General features: G+C 73.2%; 23 protein-coding genes. 12 read left to right on the forward strand and 11 right to left on the reverse strand.

From position 1 onward, the window contains the following. Positions 1-61: 61 nt before the first annotated feature. From AC0NH5_RS05730 to AC0NH5_RS05740, 3 genes are read left to right on the forward strand one after another with little or no spacing between them, the layout of a single operon-like run. Complete coding sequence (locus tag AC0NH5_RS05730; protein WP_474400707.1) at positions 62-661, forward strand: TetR/AcrR family transcriptional regulator; 600 nt, start codon at positions 62-64, stop codon at positions 659-661. Then, positions 658-1,143: a SigE family RNA polymerase sigma factor gene (locus tag AC0NH5_RS05735; protein ID WP_474400708.1), complete on the forward strand. Its 486-nt coding sequence runs from the start codon at positions 658-660 to the stop codon at positions 1,141-1,143. The genes AC0NH5_RS05730 and AC0NH5_RS05735 overlap by 4 nt, the downstream gene beginning before the upstream one ends. Continuing rightward, positions 1,143-2,162, forward strand: coding sequence for a hypothetical protein (locus AC0NH5_RS05740; protein ID WP_474400710.1), 1,020 nt, complete (start codon positions 1,143-1,145; stop codon positions 2,160-2,162). Before AC0NH5_RS05735 ends, AC0NH5_RS05740 begins: the two co-directional genes overlap by 1 nt. A gap of 36 nt (positions 2,163-2,198) precedes the next feature. Here AC0NH5_RS05740 and kstD read toward each other — a convergent pair whose 3' ends face one another. Genes kstD through AC0NH5_RS05760 form a run of 4 tightly spaced genes read right to left on the reverse strand, consistent with a single transcriptional unit; the run spans position 2,199 to position 6,234 of the window. Next, the gene (kstD, locus tag AC0NH5_RS05745) at positions 2,199-3,848 is read right to left on the reverse strand and encodes a 3-oxosteroid 1-dehydrogenase (protein ID WP_474400711.1); all 1,650 of its coding nucleotides are present in this window, start codon (positions 3,846-3,848) and stop codon (positions 2,199-2,201) included. A gap of 36 nt (positions 3,849-3,884) precedes the next feature. Continuing rightward, a complete protein-coding gene (locus tag AC0NH5_RS05750) occupies positions 3,885-4,871 on the reverse strand; it encodes a 2Fe-2S iron-sulfur cluster-binding protein (protein ID WP_474400712.1) in 987 nt (328 codons plus the stop codon). Next, positions 4,871-5,113: a hypothetical protein gene (locus AC0NH5_RS05755; protein WP_474400713.1), complete on the reverse strand. Its 243-nt coding sequence runs from the start codon at positions 5,111-5,113 to the stop codon at positions 4,871-4,873. Before AC0NH5_RS05755 ends, AC0NH5_RS05750 begins: the two co-directional genes overlap by 1 nt. Then, positions 5,110-6,234: a 3-ketosteroid-9-alpha-monooxygenase, oxygenase component gene (locus AC0NH5_RS05760; RefSeq protein WP_474400715.1), complete on the reverse strand. Its 1,125-nt coding sequence runs from the start codon at positions 6,232-6,234 to the stop codon at positions 5,110-5,112. The genes AC0NH5_RS05755 and AC0NH5_RS05760 overlap by 4 nt, the downstream gene beginning before the upstream one ends. An 81-nt stretch (positions 6,235-6,315) precedes the next feature. Here AC0NH5_RS05760 and hsaA point away from each other — a divergent pair, with 81 nt between their 5' ends. The 5 genes from hsaA to AC0NH5_RS05785 all read left to right on the forward strand — a co-directional run bounded on the left by hsaA (position 6,316) and on the right by AC0NH5_RS05785 (position 10,201). Further along, the gene (gene hsaA, locus AC0NH5_RS05765; RefSeq protein WP_474400717.1) at positions 6,316-7,482 is read left to right on the forward strand and encodes a 3-hydroxy-9,10-secoandrosta-1,3,5(10)-triene-9,17-dione monooxygenase oxygenase subunit; all 1,167 of its coding nucleotides are present in this window, start codon (positions 6,316-6,318) and stop codon (positions 7,480-7,482) included. A 1-nt stretch (position 7,483) separates the two neighbouring features. Further along, positions 7,484-8,281: a 4,5:9,10-diseco-3-hydroxy-5,9,17-trioxoandrosta-1(10),2-diene-4-oate hydrolase gene (gene hsaD / locus AC0NH5_RS05770; protein WP_474400719.1), complete on the forward strand. Its 798-nt coding sequence runs from the start codon at positions 7,484-7,486 to the stop codon at positions 8,279-8,281. Between the two features lie 6 nt (positions 8,282-8,287). Further along, entirely contained in the window at positions 8,288-9,190 is a 903-nt protein-coding gene (hsaC, locus tag AC0NH5_RS05775; RefSeq protein WP_474400720.1) for an iron-dependent extradiol dioxygenase HsaC, read from the forward strand. Positions 9,191-9,206: 16 nt separating this feature from the next. Then, a complete protein-coding gene (gene hsaB / locus AC0NH5_RS05780) occupies positions 9,207-9,746 on the forward strand; it encodes a 3-hydroxy-9,10-secoandrosta-1,3,5(10)-triene-9,17-dione monooxygenase reductase subunit (RefSeq protein ID WP_474400722.1) in 540 nt (179 codons plus the stop codon). 95 nt (positions 9,747-9,841) lie between these two features. After that, complete coding sequence (locus AC0NH5_RS05785) at positions 9,842-10,201, forward strand: Uma2 family endonuclease (RefSeq protein ID WP_474400723.1); 360 nt, start codon at positions 9,842-9,844, stop codon at positions 10,199-10,201. Here AC0NH5_RS05785 and AC0NH5_RS05790 read toward each other — a convergent pair. Further along, a complete protein-coding gene (locus AC0NH5_RS05790; RefSeq protein ID WP_474400725.1) occupies positions 10,179-11,411 on the reverse strand; it encodes a diguanylate cyclase domain-containing protein in 1,233 nt (410 codons plus the stop codon). The genes AC0NH5_RS05785 and AC0NH5_RS05790 overlap by 23 nt on opposite strands. Before the next feature lie 121 nt (positions 11,412-11,532). On the opposite strand from AC0NH5_RS05790, the gene AC0NH5_RS05795 reads away from it, so the two are divergent. Both AC0NH5_RS05795 and AC0NH5_RS05800 read left to right on the forward strand, forming a co-directional pair. Further along, positions 11,533-12,567, forward strand: coding sequence for a sugar ABC transporter substrate-binding protein (locus tag AC0NH5_RS05795; protein ID WP_474400727.1), 1,035 nt, complete (start codon positions 11,533-11,535; stop codon positions 12,565-12,567). 38 nt (positions 12,568-12,605) lie between these two features. Next, positions 12,606-12,806, forward strand: a complete 201-nt coding sequence (locus tag AC0NH5_RS05800) for a hypothetical protein (protein WP_474400729.1) — start codon at positions 12,606-12,608, stop codon at positions 12,804-12,806. A 37-nt stretch (positions 12,807-12,843) separates the two neighbouring features. On the opposite strand, the gene AC0NH5_RS05805 is transcribed toward AC0NH5_RS05800, so the two are convergent. From AC0NH5_RS05805 to AC0NH5_RS05830, 6 genes are all read right to left on the reverse strand, one after another. Then, on the reverse strand, positions 12,844-14,553 hold the full coding sequence (locus tag AC0NH5_RS05805) for a serine/threonine-protein kinase (protein WP_474400730.1): 1,710 nt from the start codon (positions 14,551-14,553) through the stop codon (positions 12,844-12,846). Positions 14,554-14,655: 102 nt separating this feature from the next. Further along, positions 14,656-15,618: an acyl-CoA dehydrogenase family protein gene (locus tag AC0NH5_RS05810; protein ID WP_474400732.1), complete on the reverse strand. Its 963-nt coding sequence runs from the start codon at positions 15,616-15,618 to the stop codon at positions 14,656-14,658. Continuing rightward, positions 15,615-16,631, reverse strand: coding sequence for an acyl-CoA dehydrogenase family protein (locus AC0NH5_RS05815; RefSeq protein WP_474400734.1), 1,017 nt, complete (start codon positions 16,629-16,631; stop codon positions 15,615-15,617). The genes AC0NH5_RS05810 and AC0NH5_RS05815 overlap by 4 nt, the downstream gene beginning before the upstream one ends. Beyond that, positions 16,628-17,716: an acyl-CoA dehydrogenase family protein gene (locus AC0NH5_RS05820; RefSeq protein ID WP_474400735.1), complete on the reverse strand. Its 1,089-nt coding sequence runs from the start codon at positions 17,714-17,716 to the stop codon at positions 16,628-16,630. The genes AC0NH5_RS05815 and AC0NH5_RS05820 overlap by 4 nt, the downstream gene beginning before the upstream one ends. Beyond that, positions 17,713-18,549 (reverse strand): enoyl-CoA hydratase, encoded by an 837-nt coding sequence (locus AC0NH5_RS05825; protein ID WP_474400737.1) that lies wholly within the window; start codon positions 18,547-18,549, stop codon positions 17,713-17,715. Before AC0NH5_RS05825 ends, AC0NH5_RS05820 begins: the two co-directional genes overlap by 4 nt. Further along, positions 18,546-20,039: a FadD3 family acyl-CoA ligase gene (locus AC0NH5_RS05830; RefSeq protein ID WP_474400738.1), complete on the reverse strand. Its 1,494-nt coding sequence runs from the start codon at positions 20,037-20,039 to the stop codon at positions 18,546-18,548. The genes AC0NH5_RS05825 and AC0NH5_RS05830 overlap by 4 nt, the downstream gene beginning before the upstream one ends. 76 nt (positions 20,040-20,115) lie before the next feature. On the opposite strand from AC0NH5_RS05830, the gene AC0NH5_RS05835 reads away from it, so the two are divergent. Further along, positions 20,116-21,267, forward strand: a complete 1,152-nt coding sequence (locus tag AC0NH5_RS05835) for an acyl-CoA dehydrogenase family protein (protein ID WP_474401377.1) — start codon at positions 20,116-20,118, stop codon at positions 21,265-21,267. A gap of 170 nt (positions 21,268-21,437) precedes the next feature. Continuing rightward, positions 21,438-22,235, forward strand: a complete 798-nt coding sequence (locus AC0NH5_RS05840; RefSeq protein ID WP_474401379.1) for an SDR family oxidoreductase — start codon at positions 21,438-21,440, stop codon at positions 22,233-22,235. Positions 22,236-22,351 lie beyond the last annotated feature (116 nt).

Consider the following 22,351-nt stretch of genomic DNA (forward strand, 5'->3'; position numbering starts at 1 on the left):
TCTCGATCCGCCGAACCATAGCACGAGACGAGACGTCACGTCTCGCGTTAGGATCTGCCTCGTGACAGCACCCCGACGTAACGAGCGTTCCCGGCGCGCGATCCTCACTGCCGCCCTCGAGCTGCTGCCCGCGACCGGCTACAGCGACCTGACCGTCGAGGCGATCGCGGCCCGGGCCGGCGTCGGCAAACAGACGATCTACCGCTGGTGGCGGGGCAAGGGCGAGGTGATCCTGGAGGCCCTCGTCGACTCGGCGGTGACCGACCTGGCCCTGCCGGACACCGGTGACGTGCACGCCGACCTGCGCCTGGTGCTGCGGGCCACGGTCGCCGAGTTCGCCGACCCGAAACTGTCCGCCACCACCCGGGCGATCACCATCGAGACCCTGGGCGACGAGGCACTCGGTGCGCGGGTCCGCGATCAACTGCTGAAACCCCAGCTCGACGCGGTGCGCGACCGGTTGCGCGCCGGGCAGGCGGCCGGCCAGGTGCGCCCGGACGCCGACCTCGACCTGGCCGTCGAGCTGCTCTTCGGGCCGCTCTACCACCGGTGGCTGCTGCGCAACGGGCCACTGACCGAGGCATACGCCGATCAGCTCGTCGCGATGGTGATGACCGCCCTGTCTACGGATCAGGGTGCTCACCGCGTCTCACCGTTGTGACGTTCGAGGAGTACGCGTACGCCCGCGGGCCGGCCCTGATCCGGCTCGCGCGGCTGCTCTGCGGCGACGAGTACCGGGCCGAGGACCTGGTGCAGGACGTGCTGGCCCGGGCGTACGCCGGGTGGGGCCGCATCGCCCGCGCCGACCGGCCCGACCTGTACGTGCGCCGAATGCTGGTCAACGCACACCACTCCTGGTGGCGCCGGCTCAGCAACACCGAGACGGCGGTCGCCGTGGTGGCCGACCGGCCCGGCCCGGGCGACGCCGCCGCCGAACTGGCCGAGCGCGACGAACTGTGGCGCCAGGTCCGCGCCCTGCCGCCGAAACAGCGCACCGTGATCGTGCTGCGCTATTACGAGGACCTCGACGACGCGGCGATCGCCCAGATCCTGGACTGTTCGGCCGGCACCGTCCGGACCCACGCCAAGCGTGCCCTGGACGCCCTCCGCGCCGTGAACTCCGCAGCAGAGAAGGTGCGCTGATGTCCGACCTAGACCAGCGGCTCACCGCGACGCTGCGGGCCCGCGCCGGCGGCGAGATCGACCCCGCCCCCGTCGTGGAACGCGCCCGCCGCCAGGGCCGCCGCCGCGTGATCCGCCGCCGCGGGCTGCTCGGGCTGGGTGCCGCCGCGGTCTCCGCCGCCGTCGCCGCCGTCTTCCTGATGCCTCCGGCGACTCCGGAGACGCCCCGGCCGGCCGGCGTGCTGATACCGGCGGCACCCGGAGAACCCGGTGGCGCGGCCCGCCCCGACCTGGTCGGCGCCGACCCGTGGACCCTGCACTTCACCGCGGACGCCCTGGTCGCCGGCGCGGCGCACGCCAGCTGGACGTCCGGCTCCGGGATCGAAAGCGTGGAATACCGGGGACCGGCCGGGCAGGGCCGCCTGCTGCTCACCACGGACCAGGACCGGCTCGCATCGATCAAACAGGCACTGACCTCGACCTCGTCCCCGGAGTTCGTCAAGCGCGAGGTTACGGTGCGGGTCGGCGGCCGCGACGGCGACGCCTGGTCCGAGCCGAACGACCCCGGCGACGATTTGTGGTTCGTACGCTGGCAGCCGGTCGACGGTGTGTGGGCGCGCCTGGAGACCTACGCCGCCGGGCAGGCGCAGGCCGTCGCCACCGCCGAGCGGGTCCGGTTCGACGGCGCCCGCCGATGCGCGGTGCCGTTCCGGTTGACCGCGCTTCCTGTCGGCTCGCAGGTGGTGAGCTGCTCGGTCTCCCTCGGCGCGGCCGGGGATGTGTTCACCGAAGGGGCGCTCGTGGTTGGTGATGACGCGCAGCGCTGGATGACCGTGCGGGCCCAGCGGACCGAGGGTGGTGGTTCGGCGGAGGTGCGGGTGCAGAGCAGCGGCATCCTGGAGAGGTTCGTGCGGCCGGTGGCTGTCGAGGCGTTCACCGAGGGGTTGGGGCATGGGTACACCGAGGCTGATGCCCGGGCCGTGCTGGAGGGTTACGAGCAGCTCGATGATCTGGACGACGTGGGGGAGTGGGGTGGCTGAGCGGCTGGTCTCCCGGGATCATGCGTGGTTGCCGGCTCAGGCCGGCAGGCCGCCGCCACGAGGCAGGACAGCCTCGGCCATGGCCATGGCGGCCAGATACCCGAACGTCATCGCCGGCCCGAGAGTCGCGCCCGCCCCCGCATAACCCCGACCCATCACAGCCGTACCGCTGTTACCCGCCGCATAAAGCCCCCCGATCACCGACCCATCCGCCCGCAGCACCCGAGCACATTCGTCGGTACGCAGCCCGCCTTTGGTCCCCAGATCCCCCGGCACCAGCGAGAACGCATAGAACGGCGGTCTCGACAGACCCCCCAGGCACGGGTTCGGCCGCTGCCGCGGATCACCGTAGTAACGGTCATAGGCCGAATCGCCACGACCGAAGTCCTCATCGCTGCCCCGCGCCGCGAACCCGTTGAACCGGTCCACCGACGCGGTCAGGGCGCCGGCCGGCACCCCGATGCTTTTCGCCAGCTGGTCCAGGGAGCCGGCCCGGTGCGCCACCCCCGCCTCGAACCACCGGCGGGGCAGGGCCGAGCGCGGCGCCCGGCCGGCGAACAGGTAGCGGTTCCGGTAGGTCTGGTCGATGATCAGCCACGCCGGCAGGTGCGGCCCGGTCCCGTCGCGGCCCAGCATGGCGTGCACGGCCTGGACGTACGGCGCGGCCTCGTTCATGAATCGCCGCCCGGCGCCGTCCACGATCAGGCTGCCCGGCAGGTTGCGTTCGGCGAGGCAGAAGTACGCACCGCCGGTGAGCGGCAGGGTCGGCCCCCACCAGGCCTCGTCCATCAGGTCTGTCGCCGCGCCGAGCCGCCGGCCGGCCTCGATGCCGTCGCCGGTGTTGCCGGTCGCGCCCACCGTCCAGTCGGTGCCGATCTGCTGGTGCTGCCGCCGCATCCGCTCGTTGTGTTCGAACCCGCCGCTGGCGAGCAGCACCCCGCGCCGGGCCCGGATCGTCCGGTCGCCGCAGCGGATGCCCACCACGCGGTCGTGTTCGACGAGCAGGTCGGTGAGGGGGGTCGCCAGCAGCACCGGCACCCCGGCGGCGCGCAGCCCGGCCCGCAGGCCGGCCGCCAGGGCCTGCCCCATGGTCAGCAGCCGCCGGCCGCGCGCCCGGTTCACCGCCGCGCCCCAGCCGAGGCGCAGGCCGGTCAGGATCGACCGGGGGTGCCGGACGCCGAGGGACAGCCACCGGTAGTCCACCGCGGTGATCACCATGCCGTCCGGCGCGGCTTGATAGGGCGCCGCCAGCGTCTCCAGGTCCGCGCCGACCGCCCGCGTGTCCAGGGGTTCCGGCTCGATGGTGCGGCCTGCGGCCAGCCCGCCGGGGGCTTCCGGGTGATAGTCCGGATAGCCGGGCACCCGGGCGAAGTCGAGCGGGGTGTGCGCGCGGACGAACGCCAGCATCGGCGGCCCGTGCTTCAGGAACGCCTGCCGCAGCGCCAGCGGAACATCGGGCCCGGCGACGTACGCCAGGTAGGTTCCGTCGTCCGCCCCGTCGCCGAGCACCTCGTTGCCGGGGATCCACAGGCCTCCACCGGACCGCGCGGTCGAGCCGCCGTAGGCCGCGGCCTTCTCCACCACCACCGCGGTCAGTCCGTGCCGCGCCGCGGTCAGCGCCGCCGTCATGCCCGCGCCGCCGCTGCCGACCACCACGACGTCAACTTCCTCATCCACACCCGTCACTGGAACAGGTTATAGTTTGGCCGCCCGGAACGCAGCTCAGTAGTAGGTGACCGCCACCCGGTCGCTGCGCGGGACGGCCTGGCACGCCAGGATGTAGCCCTCGGCGAAGTCCTCCTCCTCGAGGATCTCGTTGTTCACCAGGTCGACCTCGCCCTCGACCATGCGCACCGTGCACGCTCCGCACTGCCCCTGCCGGCAGGAGAACGGCGGGTTCAGCCCGGCCTCGATGATCACGTCGAGCAGGCGCTTGCCGGCCGGCCACGGCAGGACGTGCGTCTGCCCGTCGATCGCGACCTCGGCCACCGTCTCCGGGCCTTCCCGCGCCGGGGCGCCGGGCTCCCCGTCGCTCGCCGTCGCGACGCCGGCTTCCCGGCCGAGCTCGTACCGTTCGATCCGGATCCGGCCGGCCGCGACGCCGGCCAGTTGCAACGCCTTCTCCGCGACCGCGACGAACGCTTCCGGGCCACAGACGAAAACCTCACGATCTCGGGGGTACGACCGGAGCACAGCCGCGAGGCCCCCCGCCGTCGGCACGCCCCGTTCACTGTCGAGCCAGTGCGTGACGGGCACCAGACCCTCCAGCTCCCGGCGGAAGATGACCGAGGCGGGATCGCGATTGGCGTACAGCAACGAAAGATCGCCGAGCCCGCGACCCCGGACGGCCTTGATGATTCCCATGATCGGGGTGATGCCCGAGCCGCCCGCCAGCAGCAGCAGGTCGTCGTCGAGCGACCTCGGGGTGAAGGTGCCGGCCGGGCCGGCGAACTCGAGCCGGTCACCGGGCCGGACGTGGTCGCAGAGCCAGTTCGACACCGCGCCGTCCCGGACGCGTTTCACCGTGATCTTCGGCGCCGGGTCGGTGAACGGCGAGGTGGCGAGCGAATAGCAGCGGGCGCCGACCGGGGTGCGGACGGTCAGGTACTGCCCGGGCAGATAGTCGAAGCCGGCGTCGAGGACCAGCGAGCACGCGTCCGGCGTCTCCGTGATCACCTCGGTGACCAGCGCCCACCGCAACGCCGGCATCAGCCCACCTCCAGGCGGCCCTCACGCACCGCCCGGTCCAGGGAATCCCGCAGGTGCGGGCAGGTCGGCACCAGCGCGGTCGGCCGGTCGCCGGCCGCCTCGGCCAGCCGGGCACAGGCGCGGCCGGACCACTGCACGCTGGTCTGCACGGCGCTCCGCTTGCCGGCCCGGACCCCGATGCCGCACACCCCGCAGCCGACGTCGACGAGGCCGCCTTCCAGATGGTCGTGGCGTTCGCTCACGACGCCGTCCGCGCCTGGTTCGCCGCGACCTCGGCCTCCCAGGTCGCGACGGCGCGGCTGGTGTCGACCTCGAACTCGAAGCGGGCCACCATGTCGTCGGTGACGTCCTCGACGTCCACGTAGAACTGCTCGTACCACCGGCGGAGCTGGTAGACCGGGCCGTCCTCGGCGCAGAGCAGCGGGTTGTCGATCCGGGTCTTGTGCCGCCAGATCTCGACGTCCTGCAGGAAGCCGACCCCGACGCCCTTGGCGAACTTCGCGGCGGCCTTGCCGGCCTGCTCGGTGGTGAGGCCGGGCAGCGACTTGACGATCACGCCCCACTGCAGGACGAACGAGGTCGGCGTGACCGGGTAGTGGCAGTTGATCAGCACCGACTCGACGTCGAGGCCGTGCCAGTTGTGGTAAAGGCGGTCGATCATGTACGACGGCCCGTGATATGCCGCCTCCGAGCGCAGCGTGGCGTCACCGGACTGGCTGACCGTGATCGGCACGTCCGGCCGGGGGCGGGTGCGCAGGAACTGTGCCGCCACGTGACCCTCCAGGACGTTCTTGAAGAACGTCGGGAAGGCGAAGTGGATGTAGAAGAAGTGCGCCATGTCGACCACGTTGTCGATGACCTCGCGGCAGTTGGCGCCGTCGATGCGCACCGAGTCCCAGGTCCAGTCGCTCCACTCGGCGGAGAAGGCGCCCTCGATGCGGGGGATGGCGACCTCCGGCGGCGGCGGATTGCCCTGCGGATCGTTCCAGACGAAGAGCTGACGGTTCTCCTCGCAGGTGGTCCAGGCCCGGGTGCGGGCCCGCAGCGGGACACGATGGGCGTACGGCACCTCGGTGCAGCGACCGTCGCCGCGCCAGCGCCAGTCGTGGAACGGGCAGGCGACGGTGTCGCCCTTGATCGTGCCCATCGTCAGGTCGCCGCCCATGTGCCGGCAGTAGCCGTCCAGGACGTGCAGCGCGCCGCCGGAGTCGGCGAAGACCACCAGTTTCGTGCCGAAGGCCTCGACGGCGTGCGGCCGTCCGTCGCGGAAACCCTCGGCCAGCCCCAGGCAGTGCCAGCCGCGGGCGAACCTGGCGGGCGGCGCTCCGGTGTCGATGGTGCGTGGTTGCTCGCCGAGACTCATGACGGCTCCGTATCTGTTCGGCTAGAACGTGTTCTAGTATAGGGATCGTCGATTTGCAGGCCAACCCGCTGGAGTGAACCCATGGACGCGGTCCTCGCCGGAGTGCACGACCTGTTACCTGTTCTCCGCGAGCGGGCGCAGGAGACGGAGGACCGGCGGGCACTGGATCCGCAGGTCGTCAAGTCGCTCGTGGAGACCGGCTTCTTCCGCCTGCTCCAGCCGGCCCGCTTCGGTGGCCTCGAGGCGCATCCGCTCACCTTCCTCACCGGCGTCCGCGACCTCGCCTCGGCCTGCGGCTCCACCGGCTGGGTCGCCTCGGTGATCGGCGTGCACAACTGGCAGCTCGGGCTCTTCCCCGACCGTGCGCAGCGCGACGTCTGGGCGGACGACCCGGGCACCCGGATGTCCTCGTCGTACGCGCCGACCGGCCGGATCACCGCGGTCGAGGGTGGTTTCCGGGTGAGCGGCCGCTGGAGCTTCTCGTCCGGCTGCGACCACGCCACCTGGGTTCTGCTCGGCGGCATCGTCCCGCCCGGTGAGGACGGCTCGCCCGCCGACTTCCGGACCTTCCTGCTGCCGATCGCCGACTACACGATCGAGGACGTGTGGCACACCGTCGGGCTGCGCGGGACCGGCAGCAACGACATCGTGGTCGACGACGCCTTCGTGCCCGCGTACCGGTCGCTCAGCTTCAACGACACCGCGCGGTGCCTGTGCCCGGGGCAGGAGCAGAACCCCGGTCCGCTCTACCGGATCCCCTACGCGTCGCTGTTCTCCTACGCGATCACCACGCCGATCATCGGGATGGCGGCCGGGGCCTACCGCGCGCACGTCGACCACACCCGGCAACGGGTGCGGGCCTCCTACGTCGGGGTGAAGGCCGCCGAGGACCCGCACTCGCAGGTCCGGGTCGCCGAGGCGGCCGCCGACGTGGACTCGGCCTGGCTCGCGCTGACGGCCAACATGACCGAGCTGATGGAGCTGACCACGGCCGGTGCGAAACTGCCCATGCCGCTGCGCCTGCGGGTCCGCCGCGACCAGGTCCGCGGCACCGAGCTGGCGATCCGCGCGGTGGACCGCCTGTTCGAGAACAGCGGGGGCCGGGCCCTCGCCGTCGGCACCCCGATCCAGCGGTTCTGGCGCGACGCCCACGCCGGGCGGGTGCACGCGATCAACGACCCGGAGCGCGCGCTGTCCATGTTCGGCCGCGGCGAGTTCGGGCTGCCGCTCAACGACGCGATGGTGTGACATGGCGCTGTCGTTCCATCGCTCCGGGTCGGGCTCTCCGGTGGTGCTGCTGCACGGCGGCGGGCCGGGGGCGTCGGCGATGAGCAACTTCGGGCGTACCCTCCCGGTTTTCGGTGCGCACTTCGACGTGCTGGCGGTCGACCAGCCCGGTTACGGCGGCTCGCTCGGTGAGCCGATGGCCGGGCAGTACTTCACCCAGGCGGCCAACGCGCTGGCGTCGCTGCTGGACAAGCTGGGCCTCGCGCAGGTCGATCTGGTGGGCAACTCGCTGGGTGGCGGCACAGCCGTACGCTTCGCGCTGCTCTTTCCGGAGCGGGCCCGTCGCCTGCTGCTGATGGGTCCCGGCGGCCTCAGCCTCAACGTCTTCGCCGCCGACCCCACCGAAGGGGTGAAACGGCTCGGCGCGTTCGGCGCCGCTCCCGGCCGGGAACGGCTCGCCACCTTCCTGCGCACCCTGGTCTTCGATCCCGCACTGATCACCGACGAGCTGATCGACGAACGCCTCCGGGCGGCGAGCGACCCGGCCGCCCAGCGCGCCATGCGCGAGATGGGCGCCTCCTTCACCGACCCGGAGACGTACGAGGAAGGGCTGCTGTGGCGTGACGCCCACCGGCTGCGCCACGAGGTCCTGCTGGTCTGGGGCCGCGAGGACCGGGTCAACCCGCTCGACGGCGCGCTGGTCGCGCTGAAGGTGCTGCGCAACGCGCGGCTGCACGTCTTCGGCCGGTGCGGGCACTGGGCGCACCTGGAGAAGTTCGACGAGTTCAACCGCCTGGCCATCGACTTCCTCAAGGGGTGACCGCACGTGAGTCTGATCCGATCCCTCGGCTATCTGCGGGTCGAGGCCACCGACGTCCCGGCCTGGAGCGAGTTCGGGACCAAGGTCCTCGGCATGACGCCCGGGCGCGGTCCCGAGGAGTCCGCTGCCTATCTGCGCATGGACGACCTGCCGGCCCGGATCGTGGTGACGCCCGGCGACCGCGACCGCCTCGCCGCCTCCGGCTGGGAGGTCGCCGACCCGTGGGCGCTGTCCCGGCTCGCCGCCGTGCTGGAAGGCGCGGGTGTGGCCGTCAAGGTGGCCGGCGAGCAGGAGTTGGCGGCCCGCCGGGTGGACCAGATGATCAGCGTCGACGACCCGTTCGGCAACCACCTCGAGTTCTTCTGCGGCGCGGCCCTCGACACCCGGCCCGCGCTCGGCTCGTACGGGACCCGGTTCGTCACCGGCACGCAGGGCATGGGCCACGTGGTGCTGCCGGCCGGCGACGACGCGGCCGCGCTGCGGTTCTACGGCGAGGTGCTCGGGTTCCGGCTGCGCGACTCGATGCGCCTGGTCCCCGAGCACGTCGGGCTGCCGCCCGGCGACCGGCCGCTGTGGATGCGGTTCCTCGGCTGCGGGCCGCGCCACCACAGCGTCGCGCTCGCGCCCATCCCGGCGCCGTCCGGGCTGATCCACCTGATGGTGGAGACCGAGACCATCGACGACGTGGGCCGGGCCGTCGACCGTTGCGCCCGGCACCGGGCTCCGATGATCTCCACGCTGGGCCGGCACGCCAACGACGGGATGGTCTCGTTCTATGTGCGCACCCCGAGCGGGTTCGACATCGAGTACGGGACCGGCGGGCTGACCGTGGACGACCGGACCTGGGTGGCCCGGCAGACCACCGCGCACAGCGTCTGGGGCCACCGCTTCTCGGGCGGCGGGCATTGACCACGGTCCGGCCGCGGTGAACATCCGCCGCTTCCGCCGGGTGTTCGGGCACTTCTGCACCGGCGTCACGGTCGTCACCACGCACGACGCGGACGGGCCGGCCGGATTCGCCTGTCAGGCCTTCACCCCGCTGTCCCTGGACCCGCCGCTGGTGCTGTTCTGCCCCCAGGACCACTCCGGGACGTGGCATCGCATCCGCGTGGCGGGCCACTTCTGCGTCAACGTCCTCGCCGACGACCAGCGTGACGTCTCCAGGGTGTTCGGTGTGCGCGGCGCGGACAGGTTCGCCGGGGTGCGATGGGTTCCGGCGCCGTCCGGAGCGCCGGTCCTGGCGGGCGCGCTGACCTGGGCGGACTGCCGGATCGAGGCGGTGCACCCGGGCGGTGACCACGCCATCGTGGTGGGCCGGGTGACGGCGCTGGGGGCGTGCCGCGACGCCGGGCCGCTGCTGTTCCACAAGGGCCGCTACACGGGGACGGCCGCGGTCTCCCCGCATGAGGCGCCCGAGGTCGTCGACACGTTGCTGGCCTGGCCCCGCCACACCGACTGGATATAGTATTGCTTCATGACAGCTAGTCATGAGTCGGGCGGGTCGGCCGGGTCGAGCTGCGCGCCTGCACTCCCGGCACGCCGTACCGGGTCCGGCGCGAGATGTCGATCGTTCTGGACGAACGGCAGCGCCCCGAACCGGACGTGATCCTGTTGCACGCGGACGCGCTGACCGGGCACGACCAGACGTGGTACCCGGGGGATGCTGTAGTGCTCGCGGTGGAGGTCGTCTCGCCCGACTCGGAGGTCCGGGACCGCAAACGCAAGCCGCAGCTTTATGCCGAGGCCGGCATCGAGCACTTCTGGCGGGTGGAGAACGTCGACGGCAAACCGGTCGTGCATGCGTTTGACCTGCAGCCGGCCACCCGGCAGTACGAGTTGACCGGCATCTTCCACGGTCGGGTGCGGCTCTCGTTGCCGTTCGCGATCGACATCGACCTCACCGAGATCGATCGGATGTGACCCGGGCCGGCTCCAGCGTGGTGAGATCACGCACGGGCTGCGTGGGCTGGCCCGCCTCGATGCCGACGTGATACATCACGGCGCCTGAGCGGTTGCGTTTCGCGCAGTACATCGCGACGTCGGCCCGCTGGAACAGCTCGACCGCGTTGGCCGCGTGCGCCGGATAGACCGCGGCGCCGATGCTGGCACTGATCTCGACGCCGGGCCCGGCCAGGTCGGCCGGCCCCTGCACCCGGTCGAGCAGGCGCTGGACCAGCTCCAGGCAGGCCTCCGGCGAGGCCACCTGCGGCAGCAGCACGGCGAACTCGTCACCGCCGAGCCGGGCGACCGTGTCGCTGTCGCGGACCGCCGCGGACAGGCGCTGCCCCACCTCCTGCAGCAGCAGGTCACCGACGTGGTGGCCGAGGGTGTCGTTGACCTCCTTGAACCGGTTGAGGTCGAGCACCAGCAGGCCGAACGGCTCCTCGTGCCGGTCGGCTTCGAGGATCGTCTGGTCGAGGCGGGCGGCGAACATGCTCCGGTTGGCCAGCCCGGTGAGGCTGTCGTGCAGCGAGCGGCGCTCATGCTCGCTCGCCTCGTTCTCCACCCGGCGCTGATAACCGAGGAGCACGAACGCGCAGACCACCAGCAGCACCAGGTCGACGCAGAAGATGATCGCGGACGCGACCAGCAGGCTCTCGTTCTCCCGCTCCACGTCGGCCAGGTACCGGTCCATGTCGAGCTGCTTGCGGGTGACCTGGGTGGTCGCGGTCTTGCGCAGCCCGGACGCCGCCATCGAGGCCTGCTGGGCGAGCAGGTCGACGCGGTCCCGGTCGGCCAGGATGTCGGCCTCGATCAGGTCGCGGATCGTCTGGGTGTAGTCGGTGTACACCTCGGCGACCTCGGCCGCCTGCTCCACGTCGGTGGCGTCGCCGTACTCGGCCAGCCAGGCCAGGTTGCCGTCGGCCGAGCGCAGCCCGGACAGCAGCGGCTGGCGCCCGCTCAGGCTGCTCTCCCGCTGATAGTCGGTGAGCGCCTCGTGCTCGATGCTGACGTTGAGGTTGAGCTGGCCCCACTGGCCGCTCTGCGCGCCGACCGCCCGGACGTACCGGGTCGTCTCGGCGTTGGCCGAGGTGCTGTAGACAGCGAGTCCGGCGAGCGCGATGACACCGAGGGACAGACCGGCCACGGCGGCCCGGGCGGTGGCCCTGCCGACGGCCCGACCGCGCATGTCGTACCCCGATCCTTCCGACGTCCGTCAGGAAGACCATCGGCCGGAAAAGGCCGGAGTTGAGGAATGCGCCACACCGTTCCGTGACCGGCTTACATACTGAAAGTGACCGGAGGTGGTGATGAGGCATCGGCTCGGCGGCGCCGCGGCCGCCCTACTGCTCGTGCTGTGCGGGTGTACCGCCGAGAAGAGCGAGGGAACTCCCGGCATCGCGCTGGTGCTCGCGAACTCGGAGCTGAACTACGCCAAGGAGATGGGCGACGGGTTCGAGACCGGGGTGGCCTCGGTGGGTGGCGTGAACGCCACGGTCACCGGCCCGGACGTCGTCGACGGATCCCGGCAGCTGCAGATGTTCCAGGAGCTGACGAAGACCGCCGACGACGGCATCTCGGTCTTCACGCTGAACCCGGAGCTGTTCGCCAAGCCGATCGCCGACGCCGTCGACCGGGGCGTCCCGATCATCGCGGTGGACAATCCGCCGCTGGCCGCCGCCGGGGTCCGGCTCTACGTCGGCAACGACAACTACGAGCTGGGCCGCATGCTCGCCGACCTGGTGGTCGCGGAGCTGCCGCCGGACACCATCGGGCGCGTCGTGCTCGGCACCTCCAGCCCGGGCGCCCGCGCGCTGGACCGCCGGGCCAAGGGGATGCGGGAGCGGCTGAAGGAGCGGCTGCCGGGGGTGTCGGTGCTCGGCCCGTTCGACGTCAAGCAGGACACCTCCGCCAACCGGGCGGCCTGGCGTGCGCTGGTCGAGGTCAACTCGACCGCGGTGGCGTTCCTCGGCACCGGTGACGCCGACGCCTGGAACCTGGCCGCCGTTCGCAAGGAGACCGGCGGGACGTGGGTGGCCGGCGGGTTCGACCTGGATCCGCGATCGCTCGCCGCGGTCAAGGGGGGCGGGCTGGTGGTGGTCTCCCCGGAGCACTTCGTCTCCGGCGCGGTGGCCGGCCGGCTGCAGGCGCTGCACGCCAAATCCGGCGAGGAACTGCCGGAGGGCTGGTACTACATCCCCGGCCTGGCGGTGAACGGCGACAACATCGACGCCGTGACGGCGCGGCAGCGGAGTTCGCAGAGCATCGCGCAGGCAGTCGCCGCGGACATCGACCGGGTGCTGACCGACTCGACGTACCGGCGCAGCATCGAGGACGCGGGTTAGGGCCCGCGGTCCGCGGCAGCGTCGCGGCGCAGAGCCTGATGCTCGGCCTGGTCCAGATCACCATCGCGATCACGGTGAACGGCCTGATCGCCATGTCCGCGGGCTCCATCTCCCGGTTCCTCGGCGACCGGCCGGGTTGGCTGAGGGCCCAGCGCTACCTGATGGGAACCGCGCTCGGCGTGATGGCGGTGCGGATCGCCGCGGACCGGTCCCGCGCGGTGGTCACCGCCACCCCATGACCACTCGGCGCCGTCTGGCAGGAGCGGCGGCGCTCGGTCAACCGCAGTGCTCGAAGGGGCTGTCGTAGGCCACCGTCCCGACCGAGCCGCCCCACTTCACGCAGGCCGCGGCCGCCGCGCGCTGGACCGGTCCGGCGTAGTAGTCGAAGGAGCCGCTGTCGCTCAGCTTCTTCTTGCCCTCCACCTGGAGGTAGGCCGACATCGCGGTGCCCGTCCCGACCGCTGTCGTCTTCAGGGTGACCACGCAGTTCTTGCCGCTGCTGTGCAAGAGCAGGTGGACCCGGCCCTGCACGGCACCGGTCCCGGACCGCAGAACCGCCGAGTCGATCACCTCGTAGCCCGTGCCGCACACCTGCGCCGCGTCGTACGGGTTCGTCGTCCCGGTCGCGGCGGCCGGTGACGGGCTGGTGCTGCCGCCGGCAGTGGCGGTGGGGGACGGGCTGGGACCGGTGGCAGCCGGCGCGCCCGGTGCGGGGGTCGTCGGCGCCGAGGCCGGGGAGCTCGGCCGGTTGCTGCGCGGGGCGCCCGCGGCTGCCCGGGACCGGGCCGGCGTGACCGCGCCCGGACTCACCGGCCGGTCGCTCGGCGAGCCGCCCGGTTGCACGGCCGGCAGCTGACCGTCGACCGGCACGTCCTGCGCGGCGGGCGGTTGCAGGGCCGTTCCCGGTCCGTCCTTGGGCTGGAACGCGTAGACCAGGCCGGACCCGGCCAGCGCCAGCACTACGACGCCCGCGGCGACGAGCACGGCGGTGCGTTTCCGGCGCTCCGTCTCGGGACCTCCGACATCGCTCGGCGCGGGCGAAGCAGAGCCCTCGGCGGCACCAGGCGAGGCGGGGGCGGCAGCGGGCGGGGCCGGGGCCGCAGCGGGCGGGGCCGGGGCCGGGGAGATCGCGGCCGGCGAGACCGGCGTCGCGAGGCCCGGATCGGCCGCCTGCTGGGCCGCGACGGCCATCGTGGCCGCGTCCGGGAACCGCTGCGCCGGATCCCTGGCCAGCGCCCGCAGCACCACCCCGGCGGCGGCCGGCGGCACATCGGCCGGCAACGTCGGCGGCGGACCGTGCACCAGCTGCGCCAGGACCGCGAGCGGGTTCGCGCCCACGTACGGCGGGCGTCCCGCCAGGCACGCGAACGCCACGCCGCCGAGCGCGTACACGTCGGTGGCCGGCGACACCGGCCGGCCCTCGGCCTGCTCCGGCGCCATGTAGTGCGCCGAGCCCATCACGACGTTGGTGCTGGTGATCCCGGTGAGCCCGGCCGACCGGGCCACCCCGAAGTCGATCAGGACGACGGCGCCGCCCGGCCGGACCAGCAGGTTGCTGGGCTTGACGTCGCGGTGCACGATGCCGGCCTCGTGCGCGGCCTGCAACGCGCCGGCCACCTGCGCCACGATCGTCATGGTCTCGGCGGCACCGAGCCGGCCGGCGTGTTTGATCCGCTTGGACAGCGATGTGCCGTCGATGTGCTCCATCACCAGGAAGTCGAACCGGTCGTCGCCGACCACCGTGTTCTCGCCGTAGTCGTGGACCTGGACGATGCCGGGGTGGCGCAGCGCGGCCATCGTGCGCGCCTCGCTGCGGAACCGGGTGATGAACTCGTCATCGGCCATCAGCGAGGGCAGCAGCACCTTGACCGCGATCTCGCGGTGCAGCAGCAGGTCCTGGCCACGCCACACCTCGCCCATGCCACCGGCCGCGATCCGGTGGACGAGCCGGTAGCGGCCGTTGAGCACGGTGTCGGGGACAAGCACCGCAACATGCTATGCGCAGGATCTTCGATTCGCTCGCCGTCGATCCACGGAGCGGGACCGGTTGACCCCGGAGCGGGACCGGCCGACCCCGAGCGCGGGCCGTCAGGCGAGCCCCGCCGCCGTCGCCAGCCGCTCGACGTGCCGGGCCGGCGAGCCGAACAGCGCGGCCGAGGCGTACGCCCGCCGGAAGTAGAGATGCGCGTCGTGCTCCCAGGTGATGGCCGTACCGCCGTGCATCTGCATCATCTCGGCGGCGACCGCCTGCAAGGCCTCCGAGCAGCACACCCGGGCAACCGAGGCCAGGTCGTACGCGGACGGCGCCCCGGCGACCAGGGCCTCCGCGGCGGTCCAGGACGCGGATCGGGCGGCCTCCAGGCGTACATGAGCGTCGGCGAGCCGGTGTTGCAGCACCTGGAAGCTGCCGATCGGCCGGCCGAACTGATGCCGGGTCCTGACGTGCTCGAGCGTCAGCTCGAGGGCGCGCGACGCCGCGCCGACCTGCTCCGCGCTGAGCGATACCCAGGCCACCGCGTCCAGGTGCGGCCGGACCCCGTCGCCGAGACGGCGGGCGGCGCCGCGGTCGAAGGTCACGGTGCTGAGCCGCCGGGTCGGGTCGAGGGAGGGGCGGCCGGTGACCGTCGTCGCCTCCGCCTCCCACAGCGTGCCGCCGGGATCGGCGACGAGAAGGGTGCCGGCCGGTGAGGCGTCGAGCACCTGCGGCTCGTCGGGGAAGGCCACCGCGACCACCCGGTCGCCGGCGCAGATCTCCGGCAGCAGGCGGGTGGCGCCGGCGCGCAGCAGGGCCTGCCCGGCCAGGACGCTGCTCAGCATCGGCGCCGGCGTCAGCCCACGGCCCAGTTCCTCCAGCACGACGTGGGTCTCCAGCAGGGTGCCGCCGGAGCCGCCGTGCTCCGGCGGCACCGCCAGCCCGGCCACGCCGATCTGGTTGCAGAGCCGCGCCCAGAGCCCGGCGTCGTAGCCGCCGGGCGCCTCGATCGCCGCCCGGGTGGCGTATCCGGCCAGCAGTCCGCGGACGGCTTCGCGCAGCGCCTCCCGTTCGTTCACTGCTCCTCCTCCAGACCGGCCAGCACCCGGGCGCGGTGCTGCGACGGCGTGCCCCACGCGTTCCGCAGCGCCCACACCCTGGTCAGGAAGGGGCCCAGCCCGTACTCCTCGGTGTAGCCGATCGCCCCGTGCACCTGCAGCGCCACCCGGGCCGCCCGGCCGGCTGCCTCCCCGCACGCGACCTTCGCCGCCGACACGTCCCGCTCCCACCGCGCCGAGAGCAGGCCGTCCCGCTCCGGCCTAGTCGGGTCCAGGCCGTCCTGCTCCGGCCACGTCGAGTCCAGGCCGTCCCGCTCCTGGCCCGCGCGGGCGGCGGCGTCGAGCAGCGGACGCGCGAACTCCAGCCCGACGGCGACGTCGGCGAGCTGCTGCTGCACCGCCTGGAACGCGCCGATCGGCCGGCCGAACTGGGTACGCTCCCGCGCGTACCGAACGGTGGTCCGCAGCAGCTCGCGCCCCGCCCCGAGCAACTGCGCCGCGCAGGCCAGCGTCCCCACGGTGATCGCGTTGCTGACCGCGGCCCGCGCCGCCGGGCCCTCGGCCAGGACTCTGCCGCGATCGATCTCGGTCAGGCGGCGGCTGCGATCCATCGACGGGTACGACCTCGCACACCGTCCCGTCCACACCGCGTCCGGCTCGGCCAGCAGCACCAGGTCGGCGGTCCCGGCGTCGGCGGCGTACGGCACCCACGGCGGCGCGGCCATCGTCGCCACCACCCGGCCGGCCGCCATCCCCGGCAGCCACCGGTCCGCGAGTTCCTCGTCGCCCAGGCCCGCCAGCAGCACCGGAACGGCCGCCATCGTCTCGATCACCGGCCCCGGCACCACGTGCCGCCCCAACGCGCCGGCGACCGCCACCAGGTCGTCGACCCTCCCGCCGAGCCCGCCCCACCGTTGCGGCACCAGCAGCCCGGCGACCCCGATCCCGGCCAGCCGCGGCCACGCCGGCGGCTGATCCGAGCCGGACAGAAGGTCGTCGACGGTCGCCGCGAACGCCGCCTGGTCGGACGTCATCGGGTGTCCTGGTCGCGCGGCAGCCCGAGTTCCCGGCGCGCCAGGATGCCGCGCTGGATCTCGCTGGTGCCCGCGTAGATCGGCCCGGCGAGCGCGAACAGGTGACCGGCCGTCCACGCCGGGTCGGTCTCTGCCCGCGGCCCGAGCACGTCCAGCGCGGTCTCGTGCAGCGCGACGTCCAGCTCGGACCAGAACAGCTTGGTCGCACTGGGCGGGACCGGTGTCTCCAGCGCGGCCCAGGCCTGCGCCCGGTAGGCGCGGGCACCGATCCACGCGTCCGCCACCCGGTCCCGCAGCGCGGGGTCACGACCGTTCTCGATCCAGAGCGCGACCAGCCGGTCGGCGGCCGCGGTGAAGCGGCCGGGACCGCGCAGGGTGAGCCCGCGCTCGTGGCCGGCGGTGCTCATCGCGATCCGCCACCCGTCGCCGGGCGCGCCGATCACGTCGCCGTCCGGGACGAACACCTCGTCCAGGAAGATCTCGGCGAACCCGGCGCCGCCGTCCAGCTGCCGGATCGGCCGCACCGTCACCCCGTCGGCGCGCAGGTCGACCATCAGATAGGTCAAGCCCCGATGCGGCTCCGGGGAACTGCGGAACAGCCCGAACGCCCGGTCGGCGACCACCGCCCGGGAACTCCATGTCTTCTGCCCGGAGAGCCGCCAGCCGCGGTCCACCCGGACCGCCCGGGAGCGGATCGCGGCGAGGTCGCTGCCCGCCTCCGGCTCCGACCAGGCCTGCGCCCAGACCTGCTCGGCGCCGGCCATCGGCGGCAGGATCCGCGCGCACTGCTCCGCGGTGCCGTGCGTGAGCAGCGTCGGCGCGAGCAGGAACAACCCGTTCTGGCCGATCCTGATCGGGGCGCCGGCCGCGTGGTACTCCTCGTCGAAGATCAGCGCGTGGCGCGGCGGAGCGGCCCGCCCGCCGTACTCGACCGGCCACGACACCGCCGCGAGCCCGGCGGCGGCCAGGTTTCTCTCCCACGCGCGGTGCGCGGCGTCGCCCGCCGGGGTGTCGACCGGCGGCAGCGGACCGGCGGGCACGTTGGCGGCGAGCCAGGCCCGCACCTCGGCGCGGAACGAGCTCACTGCGCGGCCCGTTTCATGGCGGCGGCGTCCATCCCGGCGAGCGGGTCCGCGCTGGTCTCGGCGTTGTGCGCGTGCGCGACGTGGTGCAGGCCGAACACCGCGTCCATCCCCGGCCGCATCCCCATCTGGTCCTCGCACAGGTTCACCGCGCGTTTGGCGAGAGCCAGGCCGAACGCCGGCATGCCGGCGACCTTCTCCGCGAGCGCCAGCGTCGCCGGCTCCAGCTCGGCGCGGGGCACGACCCGATTGACCATCCCGATCTCGTACGCCCTGCGCGCACCGAACCTCTCCCCGGTGAACAGCACCTCCTTGGCGAAGCGGGGCCCGAGCACCCAGGGATGGGCGAAGAACTCCACGCCCGGGATCCCCATCCGCACCACCGGATCGGCGAAGAACGCGTCGTCGGCGGCCACGATCAGGTCGCACACCCAGGCCAGCATCAGCCCGCCCGCGATGCACGCGCCCTGCACCATGGCCACGGCCGGTTTCGGCATCTCCCGCCAGCGCCGGCACATGCCCAGATAGACCTCCAGCTCGCGGGCGTACCGGCGGTCCGCGCCGTCGGCGGGCGTGTGGTCCCACCACTGCACCGCGCGCCGGGGGAACGAGACGTCGGCGTCCCGCTCCGGGGTGCCGATGTCGTGCCCGGCGGAGAAGTGATCGCCGGCGCCGGCCAGCACGATCACGGCCACCCGGCGGTCGTCGACGGCTCGCGTGAACGCGTCGTCCAGCGCGTACGTCATCGCCGAGTTCTGGGCGTTGCGGTAGTGCGGCCGGTTCATCGTGACCAGTGCGACCGGGCCACGCCGCTCGTAGAGCACCACGTCGCTCACCGCGCCGGCCCGTCCTTCAGCAGGTGCTTCACGATCTTGCCGGAGGCGTTGTGCGGCAGCTGCCGGCGCAGCTCCACAGTGCGCGGCACCTTGTAGCCGGCCAGCCGGTCCCGGCAGTGCCGGATCACCTCGATGATCGAGACGCCGCGGCCGGGACGGGGCACGACGAAGGCCTTGCCCACCTCGCCGAGCCGCTTGTCGGGCACCCCGAGCACGGCCGCCTCGGCCACCCCGTCCAGCTCGGCGAGCACCCGCTCCACCTCGGCCGGATAGACGTTGAAGCCGCCGCAGACGTACATGTCCTTGATCCGGTCGGTGATCGTCAGGTTGCCGTGCTCGTCGAGCCGGCCCACGTCGCCGGTGTGCAGCCAGCCGTCGGCGTCGATCGCGTCCGCGGTGGCGTCCGGGTCGTCGAGATATCCCAGCATGACGTTCGGCCCCCGCACCAGGATCTCGCCGGTGGCCTCGGAGACCCGGACCTCGCACCCGGCCGCTGCCCGCCCGCTGGTCCGCGCGATCGTCTGCACGTCGTCGCCGGGCCGGCACATCGTCGCGACCACCGCCTCGGTCAGCCCGTACGCCGTCAGCACCGTCGCGAAGCCCAGCTCCGAGCGGATCCGCTCGATCAGCACGGGCGGCACGGTCGCCGCGCCGGTCACCGCGAGCCGCAGCGACGACAGGTCGTGGCGCCCGCGCTCCGGATGGTCGAGCAGGCTGAGATAAAGGGTCGGCGGCCCCGGCAGGACCGTGATCCGTTCCGTCTCGATCAGCTCCAGGGCCCGGCGCACGTCCAGGACCGGCAGCGGCACCACGGTCGCGCCGGTGAGCAGGCAGGCCAGGATGCCGGCCTTCCACCCGAAACTGTGGAAGAACGGGTTCGCGATCAGATAGCGGTCGTCCGGGCCGAGCCCGCCGATCTCGGCCCACGCCGCGGCCACGCCGAGGGACTGCCGGTGCGCGCTCATCGCGCCCTTGCTGCGGCCGGTGGTGCCGGAGGTGAACAGAATGTCGCTGACGTCGTCCGGGCTGACTTCCGGCTCGCCGGCATCGGCGTCGCGGGCCCGGTGCAGGAACGCCTGCCACTCCGGCAGCCGCACCACCAGATCGGGCCGGGGTGCGCCGACGGCGGCCAGATCGGACAGCCGGTCCCGGCCCAGGAACGGACCGGCGACGACCAGCGCCCGGGCGCCGCTGCGGCCGATCACGTCGGCGGCCTCGGGCCCCTTGTACCGCGTGTTGACCGGGACCAGCGTCGCGCCGGCGAAACTCGCCCCGAGCGCGGCGAACACCCACTGCGCCGAGTTCGGCGCCCAGATCGCCACCCGATCCTTCGGCCTGATCCCCGAGGCGATGAACGCCCTTGCCACAGTCCGCGCTTCGGCGAGCACCTCGGTGTAACTCCATCGGCCCGCGCCCGGCTCCACCAGCGCCGGCGCCGGGCCGAATCGCTGAGCCGCCCGCGCCACCGCCGCCGGGATGGTGTCGTCCATCAGGCCTCCTGATGGTTTACCAAGCAAGTGCTTGGTCGGTAGGGTGAGCGTACGCGGGGTGCGGGAGGTGACGCCAGTGGACGACGAGGCGTTCCGGCGCGAGGTCCGGGACTGGCTGGCCGCCAACCTGACCGACGAGGTGCGCGGCGCCGGCGGACCCGGCCGGGAGAACCAGGCCTTCCCGCAACGGCTGGCCTTCGCCCGCCGGCTCGCCGCCGCCGGCTGGACCACGCTGGCCTGGCCGGTGGCGCACGGTGGGCGCGGCGCCCCGCTCACCCGGCAGGTGATCTTCCACGAGGAGTACGCGAGAGCCGGCGCCCCCAGCCGTGTCGACCACATCGGCACCACCATGGTCGGGCCCACCCTCATCGACCACGGCACCCCGGAACAGCAGCGCCGCTTCCTGCCCGGCATCGCCGCGGTCGACGACCTGTGGTGCCAGGGCTACTCCGAGCCCGGCGCCGGGTCCGACCTGGCCGGGGTCACCACCCGGGCCAGGCTGGACGGCGACAGCTGGGTGCTGACCGGGCAGAAGGTGTGGACGTCGCTCGCCCACGTCGCCGACTGGTGTTTCGTGCTGGCCCGCACGTCACCGGTGGTGGCGGGGGAGCCGCGGCACCGCGGCCTGTCCTACCTGCTGATGCCGATGCGGCAGCCGGGCGTCACCGTCCGCCCGATCCGGCAGCTGACCGGCGACAGCGAGTTCAACGAGGTGTTCCTCGACGGCGCCCGCACCGACTCCGCCCTGGTGGTCGGCCGGCCCGGTGACGGCTGGAGAGTGGCGATGGCGACGCTGGCCTACGAGCGGGGCGCGGCGACCGTGGGCCAGCAGATCGGCTTCCAGCGCGACCTGGACGACCTGGTTGCGCTGGCCCGCCGCACCGGGGCGGCGGAGCGGCCGGCGCTGCGCGAGCGGCTGACCCGCGCCTGGATCGATCTGAGCGTGCTCCGATCGCACACGCTGCGCAGCCTGGCCGCCGCGCAGCCGCCGCCCGGCAACCCGTCCGTGGTCAAGCTGCTCTGGACGCGCTGGCGGCAGGGCCTCGGTGAGCTGGCGATGGAGGTGTTGGAAGAGGCCGGGGCCGGCGCGAGCCCGGCCGAGGTCGAACGCTGGCAGCGACTGTTCCTGTTCAGCCGGGCCGACACCATCTACGGCGGCTCCAACGAGATCCAGCGTGGCATCGTCGCCGAGCGTGTGCTGGGCCTGCCCCGCCAGGACCGGCGGTGAGCCGCCAGGACCCGGACGGCGTCCAGCGATCCCCCGAGGACCGGCCCCGGCCGTCCGCTCCGGGTGGCTCTCCGCGACCGGCTCCGGGTGGCCCGGTGGGCCCGGGGCCGCCGGCTCCGGACGGTGTGCGGCCTGTGGCCGGGCGTCGGTCGGCGGGGGCCGGCGCCGAGTTGGCTGATGCCGGCGCGGCTGCCGCGCCGCGGCCGCCGGCCGGGCGCGGGCTGCTGGCGGGCAAGGTGGTCGTGGTGACCGCGGCGGCCGGCGCCGGCATCGGCTCGGCGGTGGCCCGGCGGTGCCTCGCCGAGGGTGCGCGGGTGGTGCTCGGCGACAGCCACGAGCGGCGGCTCGGTGAGGTGCGGGACGAGCTCTCCGGCGCGTACCCGGCCCACGTATGGGCGGTGCCCTGCGACGTGACCGACGAGCCGGCCGTGCAGCGGCTGATCGACGGGGCCACCGACCGGTACGGGCGGCTCGACGTGCTGGTCAACAACGCCGGCCTGGGTGGCGACCGGCCGGTCACCGAGATGGACGACCGGGAGTGGGCGCGGGTCCTGGACGTCACGCTCACCGGGACGTTCCGCTGCACCCGGGCGGCCCTGCGCCGGATGATCGACCAGGGCGGCGGCGGGGCCGTGGTGAACAACGCCTCGGTGCTCGGCTGGCGGGCACAAGCGGGTCAGGCCCACTACGCCGCCGCGAAAGCAGGTGTCATGGCGTTCACCCGGTGCGCCGCGCTGGAGGTGGCGCGGCACGGCATCCGGGTCAACGCGGTGGCGCCCAGCCTCGCCGCGCATCCCTTCCTGAGCCGGGTGATCAGCGAGGAGGAACTGGCCACGTTGGCCGGGCGGGAGGCGTTCGGGCGGGCGGCGCACCCGTGGGAGGTGGCGACCGTGGTGGCGTTCCTGGCCAGTGACTACGCCTCCTACCTCACCGGCGAGGTCATCTCCGTCAGCAGCCAACACCCCTGACCCGCGTGCGTGTGAAGTTCCGGTCCGTTTCGAGCCGCAAGTTCACACGCTGGAGGGCGTACGACCTGGTGTGTGAAGTTGGGGTTCGATTTGAGCCGCAAGTTCACACGCTGGAG

This window comes from Actinoplanes sp. 13, assembly GCF_056134165.1.